The following is a 17,369-nucleotide window of genomic DNA, read 5'->3' on the forward strand; positions in this document are numbered from 1 at the left end:
ACCCTGACCGGGTGCCTTCGACGACTGAGACCGTGACCCCGCAGCAGCAGCAGGATGGACTGGATCTGCCCGGGGTCCCGACCGAGCCCGCGCCCGCGGGGACGGTCACCGACCCCGACCACCCCCATCCGGGACAGTGGCGGCTGGTCGCCGTGCAGGTCTCCAACTGGGGGACCTTCCACGGCACGCACGATCTGAAGATCTCCCCCAAGGGCTACTTCCTCACCGGCGGCCCCGGCACCGGGAAGTCGACCCTGCTGGATGCGATCAGCGCACTGCTGACCCCGCCCCGCACCCTGCAGTTCAACGCCGCGGCCTCGGACGCCGGGCCGCAGCGCTCGAAGTACCGCCGCACCGTCGCCAGCTACGTGCGAGGCGCCTGGGCGATGCACTACGACCAGGCCACCGGGGAGTTCAGCCAGGAGGTGCTGCGGGAGAAGACCACCCTGTCGGTGCTGACCCTGCGCTACAGCGATGGCAAGGGCGGCACCGTCCAGCTCTCCCGCCTGCTCCTGCTGCATGCCGGTCATTCTGCGGACTCCGATGTCAAGAGCCTCTATGTCATCGCGCGGACTCCGCTGGATGTCACCGATCTGCGCCAGTTCGTCTCCACGCAGATCGAGGGCAAGGCGCTCGAAGCCGCCCATCCGGGCACCCAGACCTTCCGCCAGTTCCGCGAGTACCGCGCCGCGTTCAGCCAGCTGCTGGGGATCCCGGACGAGAAGGCGTTGGGCCTGCTGCACAAGATCCAGTCCGCCAAGGAGCTCGGCGACGTCAACGGGCTGCTGCGCGATTACATGCTCGATGCGCCGCGCACCTTCGAGCTGGCCGATCAGGCGCTCGCGAACTTCCACAACCTCTCCGAGGTGTACGAGGCACTGGTGACCGCGCGTGAGCAGCGGGACCTGCTGCGCGGCCTGCGCGGCAACCACGAGAACTGGACGGCGATGCGCTCGCGGGGCGGAGAGCTGGTGGACCGCCGGGCCGATATCGACGTCTTCGCCGCCCAGCATCTGGTGCGGCTGCTGGGAGACGAGACCGACCGGCTCCAGCTCGAACGCGACCGGCTCGCAGCGCAGCAGCGCCGTCTCAGCCAGGACGTCACCGAAGCCCGCTCCGACCTCGCCCAGCTCAAGGAGCAGCGCAAGCGCGCCGGCGGCGGCGAGATCGACGACTGGAAGCAGCAGATCGCGGGCCTCGAGGTCGAGCGCGAGCGGCGCCGCGAGCGGGGCACCGAGTTCGCCGCCCAGCTGGCGACCGTCGAGCTGCGCACCCCGGCGGGGGAGGACATGTTCCTGGCCCTGCAGCGTGAGGTGATGGCGCTGCGGGAGTCCCTCGAGACCGAGGAGAAGGGTGCCGACGCAGCCCGCTGGGAAGCTGAAGCGGCCGTCCGCGAGCTGGCGCAGACCCTCGCCCGCACCCGCGAGGAGCTCGCCTCCCTCACCTCCCGGGCTTCGAACCTCCATTCCGAGGACGTCGCCCTGCGCGACCACATCGCGGCTGAGGTGGGAATCTCGCCCGCCGAGCTGCCCTTCGCCGCCGAGCTGCTGCAGGTGCGCACCGGCGAGGAGGAGTGGACCGCCGCCGCCGAGCAGGCGCTGCGGGGCCTGGCCCGCTCCATCCTGGTCCCGGATCGGGTGTACCGAGAGGTCGCTGCGGTCATCGACCGCACGAAGCTGCGCCGTCGGATCTCCTACAACCGGGTCAACACCGACCTGCGCCGCCCGGCGAAGAACATCGACGAGCGCTCCCTCGCCGCGAAGCTCGACGTCAAGGACGGCGAGTTCCATGTGTGGCTCTCCCATGAGATCGCCTCCCGCATGGACTACACCTGCGCGGAGACCCTCGAGGAGTTCACCCGCCTGAACCGGGCGGTGCTGCGCTCGGGACAGATCAAGCATTCCTCCACCCGGCACGAGAAGAACGCCGACCGGCAGATCAACGACCGCTCCCAGTGGGTGCTCGGCTTCGACAACCGGGCCAAGCGGGCGGTGTTCGAGTCCGAGCGCACCCGGGCCGAGCAGGCGCTCTTCGAGGCCCAGGCCCGGCGCAAGGATGTCGAGGGTGAGCGGGAGCGGCGCCAGGAGCGCCTCTACGCGCTCCAGCTGATCAGCGCCGTCACCTGGGACGACATCGATGCGGCGTCGGTGGCCCGCCGGGTGGCGAACCTGCGTGACATGGTGCGTGCCGCGGAGGACGGCTCCTCCGCGCTCACTGAGCTGGCCCAGCAGATCGACGAGGTCGAGCGGTCCATCGCGGACAGCGATGAGGAGCTGCTGGAGGTCGTGCGCAGCGCCGGCAAGCTCGCCGAGCAGGCGGAACGGGCCGATGAGCGCCTTGCCGAGGCGCGCGAGCGGGTCGCCGGGTCCGCGCTCGACCCCGAGGTCGAGCAGGAGCTGGCCGAGCGCTTCGCCGCGATCGCCCCCACCCTGGTGCTGTCCACGATCGACCAGGTCACCAAGGACGCCTCCGCGACCCTGGATGCGGAGCTGATGGACCTCACCCGTCGCACCTCCCGGGCCGAGGAGGACATACGCACCGCCATGCGCGAGTTCTCCCGCCGCTGGCCCGCCCGGGCCGGCGACACGGCGCCCACGCTCGAGGGGGCCGACGACTACCTCGAGATCCTGCAGCGGATCGAGGAGGAGAAGCTGCCCGAGGTCGAGGACCGCTTCTTCGAGTTCTTCACCGGCAACACGCTCGGTGACGTGCAGGCCCTGGCCACGGCGATCGCCAGGGAACCGGCGGAGATCCGCAAACGCCTGCAGCGGATCAACGCCCTGCTCGCGCAGGTCGAGTTCCACTCCGGCCGCTACCTGCAGCTGTCGATGCGCCCCGTGCACCTGGCGGCGCTGGACGAGTTCAAGCGTGCGCTCGAGGAGGCGGTGGCCGGCTCCGCGCTGCACGACATCTCCCGTGATCGCGAGCTGGCCGAGGAGCGCTTCCTCTCGCTGCGGCACCTGATGGACATGATCGGCTCGGCCCGCACTCGCGACGATCAGGTCTCCCGGGTGATCCTCGATGTGCGCCGCCACGTGCACTTCCACGCCGAGGAGGTCGACGCCGAGGGCACGGTGGTCCACGCCCACGAATCCGGCGGCCCGCTCTCGGGTGGCCAGAACGAGCGGCTGGCCACCTTCTGCCTGGCCGCGGCTCTGCGCTACCAGCTGGCAGGGACCGGACAGGAGGCGCCGCGCTACGCCCCGATCATCATCGACGAGGCCTTCTCCAAGGGCGCCGGCAAGTTCATCACCGCGGCGATGGAGTCCTTCCGTCACTTCGGCTTCCAGGTGATCCTCGCGAACCCGGGCAAGAACCCGCAGGCTTTGGCCCCGTTCATCGGCGGTGTGGGCGTGGTGTCGATCCGGCAGGACCGCTACTCCTCCGTGGCTCCGGTGGATTTCGTGCCCGTCGCGGAGTGAGGGACGGGGCGGGGTCGATCTGGGCTGCTCGCGTCGACCGGGGTGCTGACCAGACGACGGGGCGGATCAACCCTCGTTACCATTCAGTAGCGTCTGAGTGCATGGGGAGTTCTCCCCATCGGCAGCGGCGCCCGGGATCGGTACCCTGATCGCCAACCGTTCCAGTCCGGCGGTGCAGTGGCACGTCGTCGCCGAGGCGGCACGACAGGGGAGGGTGGGCGATGATGTCAGCGCTACCGGTGCACTCTTCGGACTCGATCCCGGGCCAGGACGAGACCCACGGACGGATCCACGAGCTGCTCAGCGCGGTCACCACCGCAGTGCTCGAGCAGCAGCCGGGGCTGATCACCTTCGGGGATCACCGTCCCCAGCGCGACCGCTCCTCCGGGAGCTCCTGGCATGGCCTCCAGACTCTCTGCCACGTCAGTGCTCTGCTGACCAGCTCGGGCCTGCCGGAGGACTCCGCAGCCGCCGCCACGGAGCTGCTGGACGCCGCCGACACCATCGCCCGGTCCCGCGGCATGCGTCGCCGCTCCGAGCAGCAGGGATGCGGGATCATCGGGCGCACCTGGATCGATGCGACCGGGGATCTGCTCGAGGTGATCGTCGGGGTGCGGGTGGCCGTGCGCGCGATCAGCGCGCCGTTCCTGCCAGGCTCCCTGTCCCCGAGGGCCACCACCAGTCCGACCTCGGCGCTCAGCCCGCTGACCCCGCCTCCGCGCCTGGTGCGCTGATCCGCTCGAGCGCCGCCAGCGGGATCGGCAGCCAGTCGGGGCGGTTCCGCGCCTCGTACAGCGCCTCGTAGACGGCTTTGTCCGCCTCGAATGCGGCCAGCAGCACCGGTGCTGCGGAGTCCTCGCCATCCTCTCCCGCGGCCTGCGCATAGCCCTCGAGGAAGGCGGCGCGGGCGTCTGCTGCCCAGGCGGTGGCATCTGTCCCGTGCTCGGCGTGCACCGCTCCCACCACGTAGTCGAGGCTGCGCAGCATCCCCGCCACGTCCCGCAGCGGCGAGTCGGGAAGGCTGCGCTGGGCCAGCGGGCGCAGCGGCTCGCCCTCGAAGTCCACCAGCACCCAGCCCCGGTCGGGCACCAGCAGCACCTGGCCCAGGTGCAGGTCACCGTGGATGCGCTGCAGCGCGGGCCACGGCACCTCGGCGGCGGCCGCCAGCAGACTCGCGATCCGCTCATGATGGACGGCCACCTGGGGGACCTCGGCGGAGATCTCGGAGAGCCGCCTCCGCATCTGCTCGATGGTCTCCCGCACCAGGGAGTCATCTGCGGGAGTGGTGCCGAGCGAATCGGCGAGATCTCGGTGGACCTCCGCCACGGCGGCGCCCAGCTGGCGGGCGGCCTCCCGGAAGTCCTCTCCGGCGGCTGCCAGGCGCAGCGCCACCCGCCAGGCGTCCTCGACCCCGGGCAGGAACTCCTGGGCGAACAGGGAGTGGGTGCGGAGCCCCGCCACCGCCACCGTCGCGGATCCCACCATCGCCGGCACCCGTCGGCTGCCAGCGGCGGTCAGCGCACCCTGCAGCACCACGTCGGGGTTCTGACCGTCCTGGAGCACCCTGAACAGCTTGAGGATCAGCGGCGAGGCACCCTCCGTCTCGACGATCAGCGAGGTGTTGGACTGCTCCCCGGAGAGCAGGCGGCTGCGCATCGCGCGGCCCAGCGGGAGCGGGGCATCGGGGGCGGTGCGGTGGGAGGCGAGGCTCAGCGAAGGCCCGAGCGCGCCCTCCCCGGAGACCAGGGTCGCGATGATCGCCGCGCGGCCATCGGCATCTCGGGCGGCGTCATCCACCCGCAGCGGCCCGCCGGGCACCGCGAGCACCCCCACCTCGGATCCCTCGTCCCGCGCCCCGGAGGGCGCTCCGGGCCGTCGCAGCACCAACGGGACCTGATAGAGGGCTTCGGCGTCACGGGGGAGGGAGACTGCGACCGCGACCAGCGCCACCACGTGATCCGGAGCCACCCGCAGCGGCGCCCACCCGCGGATCGAGACCCGGGGGGCCCCGGCACCCTTGTGCGCGTACCAGCGCTGGGCCAGCATCCAGGCCGCCAGCTGCTCGGTGAGCTGCTCGAGCACCTCGCCCAGCGGCGGCAGCGCAGAGACGTCCAGCAACGGGGAGACGTCGAGCGGGGGAGAGCCGTCGAGCAGGGCAGAGCCGACGTCCTGCGCGGCGGCTCCTGAGCCGTCAGGTACCGCCTCGGCATCCGGAGCAGGAGAGGAGGTGGTGTGCGTCTCATCCATGCGCTCACTCTACGGTCGCGAGCCCGAGACCGCGCGGGATCACCGGGTTCCCGGCAGGCGTTGCTACCCTGGCCCGATGCCTGAGCTGTGGTCGCGTCGCCCCTCGCGCGCGCATCCGGGGATCCTGGTCGCGCGCGTCTCCGCGCTGTGCGCCGCCGGGATGCTCGCGCTCTCGACGGCGCTGCCCGCCGCCGCCCTGGGCGAGGACGGTCCGTTCGCCTTCCCGGCCGAGACCCGCACGCTGGACATGGTCCCTGGCGCGGTCACCCGGATCCCGCTGATCGCGCTGATCGAGGACGATCTCGAACCCCAGGTCTCTCTCGGATCGGCGCGCCTGGCCGTGCCCCAGGACGCCGATGAGGGGCTGCGCGCCCAGATGGCGCTGGGGGAGGACTCCCGGAGCATCGTGATCGCGGGGGAGGGCACCTGGACCCTGCTCGGCGATGACCTGGTGTTCCAGCCCCAGATCGGGGTCGACGCGCCGAGCACCCCGATCGCGCTGACCATCGGCGGCTTCCACGACAGCCGCTCGCTCCCGGTGGTCCTCACCCCGGAGGCTCTCGAGCTCGAGGAGGTCGGGGCGCACGGCTCGGCGGGGGTGCCGATCCGGATCGACGTCGAGGGATCCGTCCCGGCCGACGGGTCCGTGCGGCTCGAGCTGGCCGGGCTCCCGGCCGGTTCCACGGTGCTGTCCGACGGCAGCCGGGCCACCGTTCCCGATCAGGGCGTCTGGCAGCTCTCGGCCGACGGCGACGCGCTGACGCACACTCCGTCCGGGGTCGGGCTCGGCCGTCAGCTCGATCCGATCCGCTTCGTCGTCGAGGACGGGGAGGGGGCAGCGGTACGGGCGGGACAGGTGATGCTCACCGTGCCGATCATCTCCGACCTCAGCTGGTCCGCGCCCTATGGCGAGGACATCCTGTTCGTGGTGGGCGAGGGACAGCAGTTCGTGGACCCGTCGACCCTGCGCCTGCAGCCGCTGGGAGACCCGGCATCCTATGAGACCTCTGCGGATGGCGCGCGGGTGCTGGTGCCGGGAGAGGGCACCTGGGTGCTGGACCGGGCCGCGGCCACGGTGCGCTTCTCGCCGGAGAGTGCGGAGGTGCGCAAGACCGCGCCGATGGGGATCACCGGCGGTGACGGCGAAGGCGCGACGGCCGCGACCGCACTGCTCAGCACCGCCTATCCGATCCTGCTGTCGCGAGCCCAGGCCGGCCTGCCGGGGGAGCCGATCAGCTTCGACCTCGGCAGCGGGATCCGGGACGTCCGCTCCGACTCCCTGCAGTTCGATCCGGGGCTGATTCCCGAGCAGGCCCGGGTCTCGGCCGACGGCACCACGCTCACGATCCCCGGTCAGGGGATCTGGCAGATCGACGTGGCCTCCGGCATCGTGGTGATGACTCCCGAGGAAGGATTCGCCGGGGCGGCGATCCCGGTGGACGTCACCGCTCGAGGTGTCTACGCCGACAACCCGGTCGACGCCACCCTCGAGGCAGTCTTCTCCCCGGTCATCGCGACCCTGCGAGATGACGAGTCGCGCACCGCCCCGCAGTCTCCGGTCACCGTGGATGTGCTGGGCAACGACACCGCCGGCAGCAGCTCCCAGCCCCTGGTGCCGGAGTCGGTCCAGATCAGCTCGCTGGCGGCCACGAATCTCTCCCAGCTCGAGGAAAGTCGCGGCACGCGGCTGCTGATCCCCGGGGAGGGCGAGTACACCGTCGCGGGCAACGGCGCGGTGACCTTCGTTCCCGAGGAGGGGTTCACCGGCCGCACCACTGTGATCACCTACCACGTGGTCGACAGCGAGGGGATCCCGGTGCAGGCGAATCTGGTGATCGACGTGGATCCGGATCTCACTGCGGCAGCGGAGGCGGGGTCGGAGGTCAGCGGCATCAACAGCCTGCTGATCGGTCTGATGCCGTCCTCTCCGAGCACCGCGGCAGTGTTCGGCACCGTGGTGATGCTGCTGATCTTCGGCGGAGGGGTCAGCCTGTGGATCGGCATGCGCATGGAGGCCGACCGCCGCGCCTGGGAGGACTGAATTCCCGGGCCGACCGAGCGTCGGGACCGGGAGAGCAACCGCCTGGGCTGAGCCCGAGCGGCGATCCGCTCAGCAGCCTTCGGGCGTTTCCACCGGCTGCTCACGAGCTGCTGCGGCCGCCGACTCGTCCTCGAGACCGGTGAAGCCGTCACCGATCAGCAGAGCCACGGAGGTGCCTTCACGGGCCTCGTCCAGAAGCAGCTGGGATCCCTGGACCTGGATCCGGACCGACTGCGCGGCGAGGTACCCGGCGGGGCCGTGGACGATCGTGGCGGGACCGTTGGCCTTGCGGGTGTTGCCCGCGCTCTCGAGCGTGAAGCCGCGTGCGGCGAGGTCATCTGAGACCTCCCCGGCCAGTCCGCCCCGGGTGGTCCCGTTCAGCACCGTCACGGTGACCTCGCCAGGCGGCAGGGGGACCGCACCGGGCTCAGGGCAGACGAGGGCGACGGGATCCGGTCCGAAGGACTTCGGGGCGATCTGGCCCGGCTCGGCAGCAGGTTCCCGCAGCTCGCCGACGGCATAGACTCCGATCCCGATCAGCACCACTGCGAGGATCGAGAAGATCGTCAGCTGGGTCGCGCGCATCCTCCGGGTGCGGCGGAGGCGCTGGTCGCGGCGGCGGACGTCATCGGCGGAACGCCCGTAGGGGTGGGCATCGCGGTGGGAGGAGCTCATCTCAGTCCAAAGGGCGGTAGCGGATGCCGAAGGCGTCCAGGCGGGGGAGATGGGCACGCAGCCGCTCCTCGAACTCCTCCCAGCTCTGCTCCGGGGAGCCCCAGGCGCGCTCGGCGAGGGCGCACAGGCGGGGGAAGGCCATGTACTGGAAGCTCGCGGCATCGGGCAGGTATTCGGACCAGAGCTGGGCCTGGATGCCGAGCAGCAGCGCGCGCTTCTCCTCCGTGAGCCTGGCGGGCTCGAGCCGAGCGGTGTAGACGTTCTTGAGCGTGTTCGGGCGGCCCAGCGCCACCGGCTCGTCCTTCGGATCAGCCTGGTAGTAGTTCAGGTAGGTCTGATCGTGGGTGGAGATGATGGTCTGGAACCCACGGTCCACCGACGTCTTCACCCCGGCGGAATCGCGCCAGTTCATGATGATGGTGTCGTCGGGCAGGTGGGTCTCGAGCACCTCGTCCCAGGCGATCACCCGCTTGCCCTGCTCGCGCAGCACGTCCGAGGCGAACTGGGTGAAGTGGCCCTGGATCTCGGAGACCCGGGTCAGCCCCCATTCGTTGAGCCGGACGCGGGCGGCCGAGGAACGCTCCCACTCCACCCGCGGGCACTCGTCGCCGCCGATGTGCACATAGGGGGCGGGGAAGATCGCAGCGACCTGGCTCAGCACATCCCGCAGGAAGTCGAAGACGGTGTCGGAGACTCCCAGGACGTGATCGGAAATGCCCCACACCTCACGCACCCCGACCTGCTTCTCGGGGAAGTTCCCGAGCTCGGGGTACGCGGCGATCGCGGCCTGCATGTGTCCGGGCAGGTCCACCTCGGGAACGATCATGATGCCGCGCCGTCGCGCGTAGTCGACCAGTCCCTTCAGCTCGTCCTGAGTGTAGTGGCCGCCGTGGCGGGTCCCATCGAACGTCCAGGTCTCCTCCGGGCTCTGCATCGAGCCGACCAGGGTCTGCTCCCGCCAGCCACCGACCTCGGTGAGACGCGGGTAGCCCTTGATCTCGACGCGCCATCCCTGGTCATCGGTGAGATGGAGGTGCAGCACGTTCAGCCGGTGCAGGGCCATCGCATCGATGAAGGTCTCGATCTCCTCCACCGGGAGGAAATGACGGGCCACGTCGAGGTGGAGACCGCGCCAGGCGTACTTCGGATGATCCGAGATGGTCACGCAGGGAATCTCTCCGCCCGCGCCGGTCACGATCTGGGCGAAGGTGTTGCGGCCGTCGGCCAGCGCTGCCTCGCTGCCGGCGCTGAGCGCCGCGCCGGCCGGGGAGATCGACAGCGCATACTCCGTCGGTGCCAGGGAGTCGTTCAGACCGACGGACAGCCCCTCCCAGGGATCGTTCGTCGTCCACACGCCTTCCGACCACACGACGGACTGGGGCAGGGGGACGAGGGCGATGGGGTCGGACATGGACTCTCCTGGAACGACGACGGCGATCGTGGTCTGCACCAGTTTGCCACGGAGACCTGGCTCACGGCGCCATCCCATGGATGCACAGGGGCCCGGTCGGCGATGCCGACCGGGCCCCTTCACGTCGCCCTGCTCCTTCCCGAGGACGCTTTCGCGTCGAGCAGGCCGTCGTGGCCTTATATCCGTCTGCTGCCGACTGTGCGGATGCTCAGCGGTAGGTGACGAACACGTGCGGTGCGTTCCAGAGGGAGCGCTCGACGACCTGCTGGCGTGAGCCGGAGGCGTCGATGATCTTCCCGTTGCCCACATAGACGCCTATGTGGCCGTAGTTGTTGCCGGTGAAGGCGACGAGGTCGCCGGGCTTCGCCTCCGACTGGGAGATGATCCGGCCGCCGAAGGTGTAGCCCTTCGCCGTCTTGCGCGGCAGGTTCACCCCGGCCTGGTTGTAGGCGTGGTACACCAGCCCTGAGCAGTCGAAGCCGCTGGCCGGCGAGGAGCCGCCCCACTTGTACCGGGTCCCGATCTGGGCCCGAGCCGCGCTGATCACGGCCTGGCCGTTGATCGAGGTGCCGCTGCTGGAGCCGCGGTCCTCGTCACGGCTGCCCGCGTTGTCGGAGATGCGGACGTTGCTGCCCAGCGCGCTCCAGGTCTTGGGCCCGACCACGCCGTCCACGCCGATCCCGGCGGCGGACTGCAGCGAGCGCACTGCCGAGTAGGTGGCAGATCCGAAGACCCCGTCGGCCTTGACTGATGCGCCGGCGGAGCGGAGCTGGTTCTGCAGGGTGGTCACGGACGAGCCGCGATCACCGGAGCGGAGCTTGGGCTGCGAGCTGCCTGTGGACGGCTTCGCCGGCGCAGCAGCGGCACCCGTCAGGGAGCTCCAGGTCTTCGGCCCGACCACGCCGTCCACTCCGATCCCGGCGCCGGACTGCTGGCTCTTCACGGCCCGCAGGGTCGCGGATCCGAAGACGCCGTCGACCCCGATCGAGGCGCCGTGGGAGTTCAGCTGCTGCTGGAGGTAGCTCACGGCCGCGCCGCGAGCGCCGAGGCGCAGCTTGACGGAGGTGTACTGGGACTGGGACGCCGGGGCGACGCTCGGGGCGGTGGCGCGCACGGTCCCGAAGACGGGAGCGGCGGGTGCCTGGGCAGTGGCCGAGGCTCCACCGGCGAGTGCGGCGGTCGCGGAGACGGCGCCGATCACGGCGGCACCTCCGACACCCCGGCCCACCGGGGCGGCGAGGCCTCGGTAGTCGATCACGGCACGGCCGGCGGCCCGGTGCGTGCCTCGTGGAACTGTGCGGAACATCGTGGGGCAATCACTTTCTCCGTCGCCACGCAGAGATCCCGAGCGGCGGCGTGGACGGCGCGCGCGCGAGGCCTGCACCCGTCACCCAGGGAAGTGGAGGAAGCGACCGGGCCGGTGACGGGAAGGCGGCAGCCCGGTGAGCACCACCCGACCAGGGCGGTACCGTCCGCCACTGTATGTGCAGGTCATGCCGGGCCCACAGGGGAGTTTGCCTGCCAGCTTCAAGGCTTTTGCCAAGATTTTGCTAAAAACCATGAAATTGCCCCGTGTTCCCGCCGGGAATGAAGATTCCACTGTGGTAGTTACACGACTGTTATTCGGCGGGGTGCCTTCATGTCCCGCGCTTCCGGCGGCACTCGGGGTGCCGGATGGCTGGTCAGGGCCCGATCAGTATGTCTGCATTGTCCATTTCTCGACGAATATGTCGGGCGGAACAATCGTCGCGGGAATGCGCGGAACACCTCCGGATCTCGACGACGAGAAGGGCCGTGAGATCTCGCGATCTCACGGCCCTTCTCTCCGGTCGGGGTGACAGGATTTGAACCTGCGACCTCCTCGTCCCGAACGAGGCGCGCTACCAAGCTGCGCCACACCCCGGAGGTGCCGCACCGAAGTGGAGCACCGAGGAGAAACTTTAGCAGGCCTCGAGCGTGCTCACTTCCTCGGAGCGGGCTTCGGTGCGCGCAACGTGAGCAAGGTCGCCTCCGGAGGGGTCAGGAACCGGTAGTCCGAATAGGGGCTCGCGCCCATGCCGGCGCTCACATGCAACGGGACGCCCTGCCACGCGGACAGGCCGCGCGCCTGCTGACGCGGAAGATCGCAGTTGGTCACCAGGGCGCCGATCCCCGGCAGTCGCAGCTGCCCGCCGTGGGTGTGCCCGGCCAGGATCAGGTCGGCACCGTCGGCCACGAAGGAGTCCAGCACCCTCCGGTACGGGGCGTGCGCGACCCCCAGGCGCAGCACATTGCCGTGCTCGGGCAGAGCCGGGGGCACGGCGGCCGGAGCCGGGATCTCATCGCGCTCGAGATGCGGGTCATCGACACCCACCAAGCGGATCTCGAGCCCGCCGAGCTCGATGCTCGCGCGGCTGTTGGTGAGGTCCTTCCACCCGTGGGCGGAGAGCCTCTGCGCGAGCTCCGCGGTGGGCAGCGTGAGCTCCTTGGGGGCGGTCATGCCCTCGGGGCGCGGGTCCGGCAGCAGGTACCGCGCGGGGTTCTTCGGGCCGGGCTCGAACATGTCGTTGGAGCCCATCACGAAGGCGCCGGGACGCCGTAGCAGCGGCTCGAGCGCCTCGGCCAGCACCGGCACCGCTGCTGCGGAGGCGATGTTGTCCCCGGTGTCGATGACGAGGTGCGGCCGGAGCATCCCCAGGTGCTCGAGGAAATCCAGCTTGCGCTTCTGGTCAGGCAGCAGATGGATGTCGCTGATGTGCAGCACCCTGATGGTGCGGCTGCCGGGCGGCAGGATCCGCAGCTCCAGCTCGCGCAGCGTGTACCGGTGGATCTCGACGTGGCGGGCCCAGATGTGCGCCGCCGCTCCGGCCCCGAGGCCCAGGGCCCCCAGGGCTCCGATGGTCCAACCGGCAGCGGATTCCAGCCGCATCTCAGCCCTCACCGGAGGACTGGCGGATGACCACGGTCTCGTTCTCCGGCAGCTTGGTGCCGGGGGCGGGGTCGGTGCCGATCACGTACCACTTGCCGACGTCCGAGCTCGACTGGTTGCGCACCTCGACTTTGTAGCCGGCTGACTCCACCGTGGCCTGCGCCTGGCTGAGCACCATGCCCGAGACGTCGGGCACGACGCCCTTCTGGACGATGTCCGAGGTGGGCTTCGACGGGGGCTTCGGTGCGGCCGGGAACGGCTCGCTGGGCAGCCCCTGGTGAACGCGGTTCATGTACTCCTGCCAGGTGGGCAGGGAGACCGTGTTGCCCCAGACGCTGCCGCTGCGGAGCATCTGACCGTCGACGTCGAAGCCGCCTGGGCGGATGTTCGCCTGCGGGTGACCGAACCAGACCGCCGTGGACATCTGGCGGGTGAAGCCGACGTACCAGGTGTGGAACTGCTCGCCCGAGGTTCCCGTCTTGCCGCCGGCGGGATGGCCGTCGATGATCTTGCCCTTGCCGGTGGCCTTCGGATCCTCGAGGTCCTGCTGGAGGGTCCACGCCATCGCGTCGGCGACATCTTTCTCGACCGCCTGGTGGCACTCGGCGCCGGAGATCTCCATCGGATCGCCGTTGCGGTCCTTGACCTCGGTGATCGCCTGCGGCTTGCAGTAGGTGCCGCCCGAGGCGTAGGTCGCATAGGCGCCGGCCATGTCGAGGGCGGAGATGTTCAGCTCGCCGAGAACCAGCGCTGCGGGTGCCAGGGTGGTGCCGTACATGTCCTCGATCGGCATCTCCCAGGTGGAGGCGTCGTACGGGTCGAACCGCGCCGGGACCACGCCGATGTTGCGCGCCGTATTGGCGATCTCGCACAGGTCCAGCTGGCTGGCCATGTCCGTGTAGCTGGTGTTGATCGAGAACTTGGTCGAGTTCAGGACCGTCTCCATGGGGGCGATCCGCACGGAGACCGCGTTGTCCGGGTTCCAGCCCTTGCTTTCGCGCCAGGCCCCGCCCCCGAGGCACTTCGCCGGGGCGTAGGTGATCGGCTCGCGCTTGGTGCTGACCCGGTCATAGATGGAGCGGTCGCTCTCGAGCCACTGCTGGAGCACGAAGGGCTTGAAGGTCGAGCCGACGGGGAACCCGTTGCCGCCCCCGAGGGTGTGAGGGACGTTGTAGTTGATCGCGGTCTCGCCCGGCCCCACCTCCTGGTAGGGGTTGAAGGAGCGGTTCTCCGCCATCGTGAGGATGTTCCCGGTGCCCGGTTCGACGGTCACGATCGAGTGGCCGAAGCCGTGCTGGGCGTCGGCGGGAACCTTGCGCTGCAGGATCTCGGAGGCCGCTGCCTGAGTGCTGGGATCCAGGGTGGTGCGGATCGTGAGGCCGCCGCCGTAGAGCAGCTTGCGCCGCTCCTCGTAGGAGGGGGCGAAGGTCGGATCGTTCAGCAGCGAACGGGTCACGTAGTCGCAGAAGAAGCCGCTGGTGCCCGCATCGGCGCACCCTGCCCGGACGTTCTGGATCTTCAGCATCTCAGCGACAGGCTGGGCGGTGTACTGCTCGTACTCCTCATCGGAGATGTACCCCTCGCGACGCATATCGCCGAGCACCTCGTTGCGACGCTTCTGGCCGGCTTCGGGGTGGGCGACGGGGTCGTACTGGTTGGGGCCGTTGGTGATGCCGGCCAGCAGCGCGGCCTCACCCGGGTTGAGGTCTACTGCGCTCTTCGAGAAGTAATGCCGGGCGCCGGTCTCGACCCCGTACTGGGAGGGCCCGAACTGCGCCACGTTCAGGTAGGCGTTGAGGATCTGCTCCTTGGACCACTGTTTCTCGAGCGACAGTGCGAGCTTCGCCTCGCGCAGCTTGCGGCCGTAGGTCTGCTCCGTGGCGGTGCTGATGTCCTCCTGGTCGCCCCGCTGGACCGCGTCCATCAGCAGCGCGTTCTTCACGTACTGCTGGGTGAGGGTCGATCCGCCCTGGGTGGCCCCGCCGGCCGCGTTCGAGGCGAAGGCACGGAACATGCCCTTGGGATCCACGCCTCCGTGCTCGAAGAAGCGGCGGTCCTCGACCGCGACCACGGCATGCTGGATGTGCGGCGAGATCTCCTCGAGCGGCACCATGATGCGGTTCTCGGTGTAGAACGTGGCCAGCAGCGACCCGTCGGCCGCTTCGATGCGACTGGCCTCATTCAGCGGCTCGACCTCGAGCTCGGTCGGGTACGACTCGAACAGATCCACCCCGTCCTTGGCGACGGCCGAACCTGCAGAGACCATCGGCAGGAAGAAGGCGGCCAGCAGCACACCGGCGAGGGCTGAGACGGCGAGCATCCCCAGCAGCAGGTAGACGGTCTGCAGCAGTGCAACGGGGAGTGAGCGTCCGGACGCGGACGCAGGCGTGGTGCGGGGCATGGTCACACAGTACGGGGCGGTCCGGCGCGGGGGCCATGAGGCATGCCACGCATGCGGGATCTTCACCAACCCGATGCGTCCTCGAGACCTGCGCGACCCGGCGGAGCAGCTGCGGTGGGCCTGGCGGATCCCGAACGCCGTATCACAGTCTGGCTCGCAAGGCTCGGAACTTCTCCGGTTTTGCCATGTGGCGACGGTCTCCATACAGTTGGGCACATGTACGAATCAACGTCGATTCGGGACCTGGGAAGGGGACGAGGATGACTATTGCGGCAACGCCGATCACCGAAGACTCAAGTTGGGCGACACGAGGTGCCTGCGTGAGCATGGATCCCGATGGGTTCTTCGTGCAGGGCGCCGAGCAGCATGCGGTCAAGCTCGCCTGCGGTGCGTGCCCGGTGCGCACCGAGTGCCTGGCCGACGCTCTGGACAATCGAGTCGACTTCGGGGTGTGGGGCGGCATGACGGAACGGGAGCGGCGACGCATGCTGCGCCGCCATCCCGATGTGCGCGACTGGTCGGAGGCGCTGCGCCGGGCCCAGCGCCAGGCCGTGGGCAGCTGACCAGGCCGTGGGCAGCTGAGAGGGGCAGACCGGCGCTATCGGCGCGGCCGGACTGCTCCGCCGTCGCCGACCCCTCGGGACGAGGGGGCATCTCACGGCCGCGCTGCCACCGGTAGGCTCGCGCCATGAGCACTTACACCCGCTGGGAGTACCTGACCGTCCCGCTGCTGATCCACGCGACCAAGCAGATCCTCGACAACTACGGCGAGGAGGGGTGGGAGCTGGTCCAGGTCGTGCCCGGCCCGAACCCGGAGAACCTGGTCGCGTACCTCAAGCGTCCGTTGGGCGAGGGCTGAGCCGATGACGGTCGCCTCGGGCCGCAGCGCTCGCATCCGTGCCCGGCTCGATGAGCTCGGGCTGTCTCTGCCGGCCGTTGCCGCGCCGGTCGCGGCCTATGTGCCGGCCGTCGCGAGCGGTCGCCATGTGCACACCTCCGGACAGCTGCCCTTCGTCGACGGGACGCTGCCGCTGACCGGCAAGGTCGGCGCAGAGGTCACCGCGGAGCAGGCCTCCGAGCTCGCCGCCACCTGCTGCCTCAACGCGCTGGCGGCCATCGAGGCGCTCGTGGGGGACCTGGATCGGGTGGTGCGCGTGGTCAAGCTGACCGGTTATGTCGCCTCGGACCCGTCCTTCACCGCCCAGCCCGCCGTGATCAACGGGGCGAGCACCCTGCTCGGCGAGATCTTCGGCGAGGCTGGCCAGCACGCTCGTGCCGCCGTCGGCGTCGCGGTGCTCCCGATGGATGCACCGGTCGAGCTCGACCTGCTGGTGGAGCTCGACGACGCCGAGCTCCCGAACGCCTGAGCGGCACGCCGTGAGCGAGCACGTCCCGCAGCGGGACCCGTCGGCCCCTGCCGTCGAGCTGATCACGGTCCGCGCCGACAACCCGGGGCCGATGACCCTCGCCGGCACCAACAGCTATCTGGTGCGCGACGGGGACGAGGTCTGGATCGTCGATCCCGGGCCGAAGGATCCCGAGCATCTCGCCGAGCTCCTGCTGAGCTGCGGCGACGGTGCGCGCCCCCGGGGGGTGCTGGTGACTCACCGGCATCAGGATCACACCGCCGGTGCCGCCACCCTGGCGAGACAGCTGGCCGCCCGCAGCGGGCACGAGGTGCCGTTGTGGGCCGCGGACCAGTCCGGGGTACCCGGCTCACGTCCGCTGCCCTCCACCCTCGAGAGCGACCAGGGGACCGTGGGGCACGTGATCCACCTGCCCGGGCACACCTCCGACTCCGTCGGGGTGCTGATCGACGGCGGTCGGCTGCTCAGCGGCGACACCCTGCTGGGCGGCTCCTCGACCGTGATCATCCCGGACGACGGAGGCTCGCTCACCGACTACCTCCAGTCGCTCGCGATCCTGCGCGCGATGACGGTGGACGGGCGGATCGGCTCGATCCATCCCGGCCACGGGCCCGCCTACGACTCGCCGCTCGACGTGCTCGAGGCGCTCGAAGAGGCGATCGCCCACCGCCGCGAACGCATCGAGCAGGTGCGCCGGGCACGGACAGCGGGAGTGCTGACCATGGACCGGCTGCTGCGGGTGATCTACGGTGCAGAGCTTCCCGCGCAGCTGCAGAATGCAGCCCGCTGGAACCTCCGCGCCGCGCTCGACCACCTCGCCGAAGGGCATTGAGCCGGGGTGTTCGGCCGCGCTGCGGGGAGTCCGTGCTGCCCCCAAGCGAGGACTGCACGCCCCGA

Annotated in this window: 13 protein-coding genes and 1 tRNA gene; 7 read left to right on the forward strand and 7 right to left on the reverse strand. The window is 70.1% G+C overall.

The window, feature by feature from the left end:
- Positions 1 to 11 precede the first annotated feature (11 nt).
- On the forward strand, positions 12 to 3,422 hold the full coding sequence (locus ACT3T9_RS02770) for an ATP-binding protein (RefSeq protein ID WP_444605926.1): 3,411 nt from the start codon (positions 12 to 14) through the stop codon (positions 3,420 to 3,422).
- A 221-nt stretch (positions 3,423 to 3,643) separates the two neighbouring features.
- Complete coding sequence (locus ACT3T9_RS02775) at positions 3,644 to 4,156, forward strand: hypothetical protein (protein ID WP_444605927.1); 513 nt, start codon at positions 3,644 to 3,646, stop codon at positions 4,154 to 4,156.
- Here the strand turns inward: ACT3T9_RS02775 and ACT3T9_RS02780 are convergent.
- Positions 4,119 to 5,669, reverse strand: a complete 1,551-nt coding sequence (locus ACT3T9_RS02780; RefSeq protein ID WP_444605928.1) for a maltokinase N-terminal cap-like domain-containing protein — start codon at positions 5,667 to 5,669, stop codon at positions 4,119 to 4,121. The two genes, ACT3T9_RS02775 and ACT3T9_RS02780, sit on opposite strands and share 38 nt — an antisense overlap.
- A 76-nt stretch (positions 5,670 to 5,745) precedes the next feature.
- On the opposite strand from ACT3T9_RS02780, the gene ACT3T9_RS02785 reads away from it, so the two are divergent.
- Positions 5,746 to 7,710: an Ig-like domain-containing protein gene (locus ACT3T9_RS02785; RefSeq protein ID WP_442331782.1), complete on the forward strand. Its 1,965-nt coding sequence runs from the start codon at positions 5,746 to 5,748 to the stop codon at positions 7,708 to 7,710.
- A 69-nt stretch (positions 7,711 to 7,779) separates the two neighbouring features.
- On the opposite strand, the gene ACT3T9_RS02790 is transcribed toward ACT3T9_RS02785, so the two are convergent.
- From ACT3T9_RS02790 to ACT3T9_RS02815, 6 genes are all read right to left on the reverse strand, one after another.
- Positions 7,780 to 8,385 (reverse strand): LytR C-terminal domain-containing protein, encoded by a 606-nt coding sequence (locus ACT3T9_RS02790; protein WP_441443694.1) that lies wholly within the window; start codon positions 8,383 to 8,385, stop codon positions 7,780 to 7,782.
- A gap of 1 nt (position 8,386) precedes the next feature.
- Positions 8,387 to 9,796, reverse strand: a complete 1,410-nt coding sequence (locus tag ACT3T9_RS02795) for a beta-N-acetylhexosaminidase (RefSeq protein WP_441443695.1) — start codon at positions 9,794 to 9,796, stop codon at positions 8,387 to 8,389.
- Between the two features lie 208 nt (positions 9,797 to 10,004).
- Positions 10,005 to 11,102 carry a C40 family peptidase gene (locus ACT3T9_RS02800; protein WP_441443696.1) on the reverse strand — a complete coding sequence of 366 codons (1,098 nt, stop codon included), beginning with the start codon at positions 11,100 to 11,102 and terminating at the stop codon, positions 10,005 to 10,007.
- A gap of 523 nt (positions 11,103 to 11,625) precedes the next feature.
- Positions 11,626 to 11,699 (reverse strand) — tRNA-Pro (locus ACT3T9_RS02805).
- A gap of 57 nt (positions 11,700 to 11,756) precedes the next feature.
- Positions 11,757 to 12,704, reverse strand: a complete 948-nt coding sequence (locus ACT3T9_RS02810; protein WP_444605929.1) for a metallophosphoesterase — start codon at positions 12,702 to 12,704, stop codon at positions 11,757 to 11,759.
- Position 12,705: 1 nt separating this feature from the next.
- Entirely contained in the window at positions 12,706 to 15,105 is a 2,400-nt protein-coding gene (locus tag ACT3T9_RS02815; protein WP_444605930.1) for a penicillin-binding protein, read from the reverse strand.
- Between the two features lie 260 nt (positions 15,106 to 15,365).
- Between ACT3T9_RS02815 and ACT3T9_RS02820 the strand changes: the two genes are divergently transcribed.
- The 4 genes from ACT3T9_RS02820 to ACT3T9_RS02835 all read left to right on the forward strand — a co-directional run bounded on the left by ACT3T9_RS02820 (position 15,366) and on the right by ACT3T9_RS02835 (position 17,304).
- On the forward strand, positions 15,366 to 15,668 hold the full coding sequence (locus ACT3T9_RS02820; protein WP_441443699.1) for a WhiB family transcriptional regulator: 303 nt from the start codon (positions 15,366 to 15,368) through the stop codon (positions 15,666 to 15,668).
- A 125-nt stretch (positions 15,669 to 15,793) separates the two neighbouring features.
- Complete coding sequence (locus ACT3T9_RS02825) at positions 15,794 to 15,964, forward strand: DUF4177 domain-containing protein (RefSeq protein WP_262424549.1); 171 nt, start codon at positions 15,794 to 15,796, stop codon at positions 15,962 to 15,964.
- 4 nt (positions 15,965 to 15,968) lie between these two features.
- The gene (locus tag ACT3T9_RS02830) at positions 15,969 to 16,472 is read left to right on the forward strand and encodes a RidA family protein (protein ID WP_442331784.1); all 504 of its coding nucleotides are present in this window, start codon (positions 15,969 to 15,971) and stop codon (positions 16,470 to 16,472) included.
- Between the two features lie 10 nt (positions 16,473 to 16,482).
- On the forward strand, positions 16,483 to 17,304 hold the full coding sequence (locus ACT3T9_RS02835) for an MBL fold metallo-hydrolase (protein ID WP_444605931.1): 822 nt from the start codon (positions 16,483 to 16,485) through the stop codon (positions 17,302 to 17,304).
- Positions 17,305 to 17,369: the final 65 nt, after the last annotated feature.

Origin of the sequence: Brachybacterium sp. AOP29-B2-41 (assembly GCF_052378395.1) — a bacterium.
GTDB lineage: Bacteria > Actinomycetota > Actinomycetes > Actinomycetales > Dermabacteraceae > Brachybacterium.

Excerpts from the sequence above, each read along its gene's own strand:
- ACT3T9_RS02830 (WP_442331784.1), top strand. The coding sequence starts at position 15,969 with ATGACGGTCGCCTCGGGCCGCAGCGCTCGCATCCGTGCCCGGCTCGAT.
- ACT3T9_RS02825 (WP_262424549.1), top strand. The coding sequence starts at position 15,794 with ATGAGCACTTACACCCGCTGGGAGTACCTGACCGTCCCGCTGCTGATC.
- ACT3T9_RS02815 (WP_444605930.1), bottom strand. The coding sequence starts at position 15,105 with ATGCCCCGCACCACGCCTGCGTCCGCGTCCGGACGCTCACTCCCCGTT.
- ACT3T9_RS02820 (WP_441443699.1), top strand. The coding sequence starts at position 15,366 with ATGACTATTGCGGCAACGCCGATCACCGAAGACTCAAGTTGGGCGACA.
- ACT3T9_RS02780 (WP_444605928.1), bottom strand. The coding sequence starts at position 5,669 with ATGGATGAGACGCACACCACCTCCTCTCCTGCTCCGGATGCCGAGGCG.
- ACT3T9_RS02810 (WP_444605929.1), bottom strand. The coding sequence starts at position 12,704 with ATGCGGCTGGAATCCGCTGCCGGTTGGACCATCGGAGCCCTGGGGGCC.
- ACT3T9_RS02800 (WP_441443696.1), bottom strand. The coding sequence starts at position 11,102 with ATGTTCCGCACAGTTCCACGAGGCACGCACCGGGCCGCCGGCCGTGCC.
- ACT3T9_RS02775 (WP_444605927.1), top strand. The coding sequence starts at position 3,644 with ATGATGTCAGCGCTACCGGTGCACTCTTCGGACTCGATCCCGGGCCAG.
- ACT3T9_RS02790 (WP_441443694.1), bottom strand. The coding sequence starts at position 8,385 with ATGAGCTCCTCCCACCGCGATGCCCACCCCTACGGGCGTTCCGCCGAT.
- ACT3T9_RS02795 (WP_441443695.1), bottom strand. The coding sequence starts at position 9,796 with ATGTCCGACCCCATCGCCCTCGTCCCCCTGCCCCAGTCCGTCGTGTGG.
- ACT3T9_RS02785 (WP_442331782.1), top strand. The coding sequence starts at position 5,746 with ATGCCTGAGCTGTGGTCGCGTCGCCCCTCGCGCGCGCATCCGGGGATC.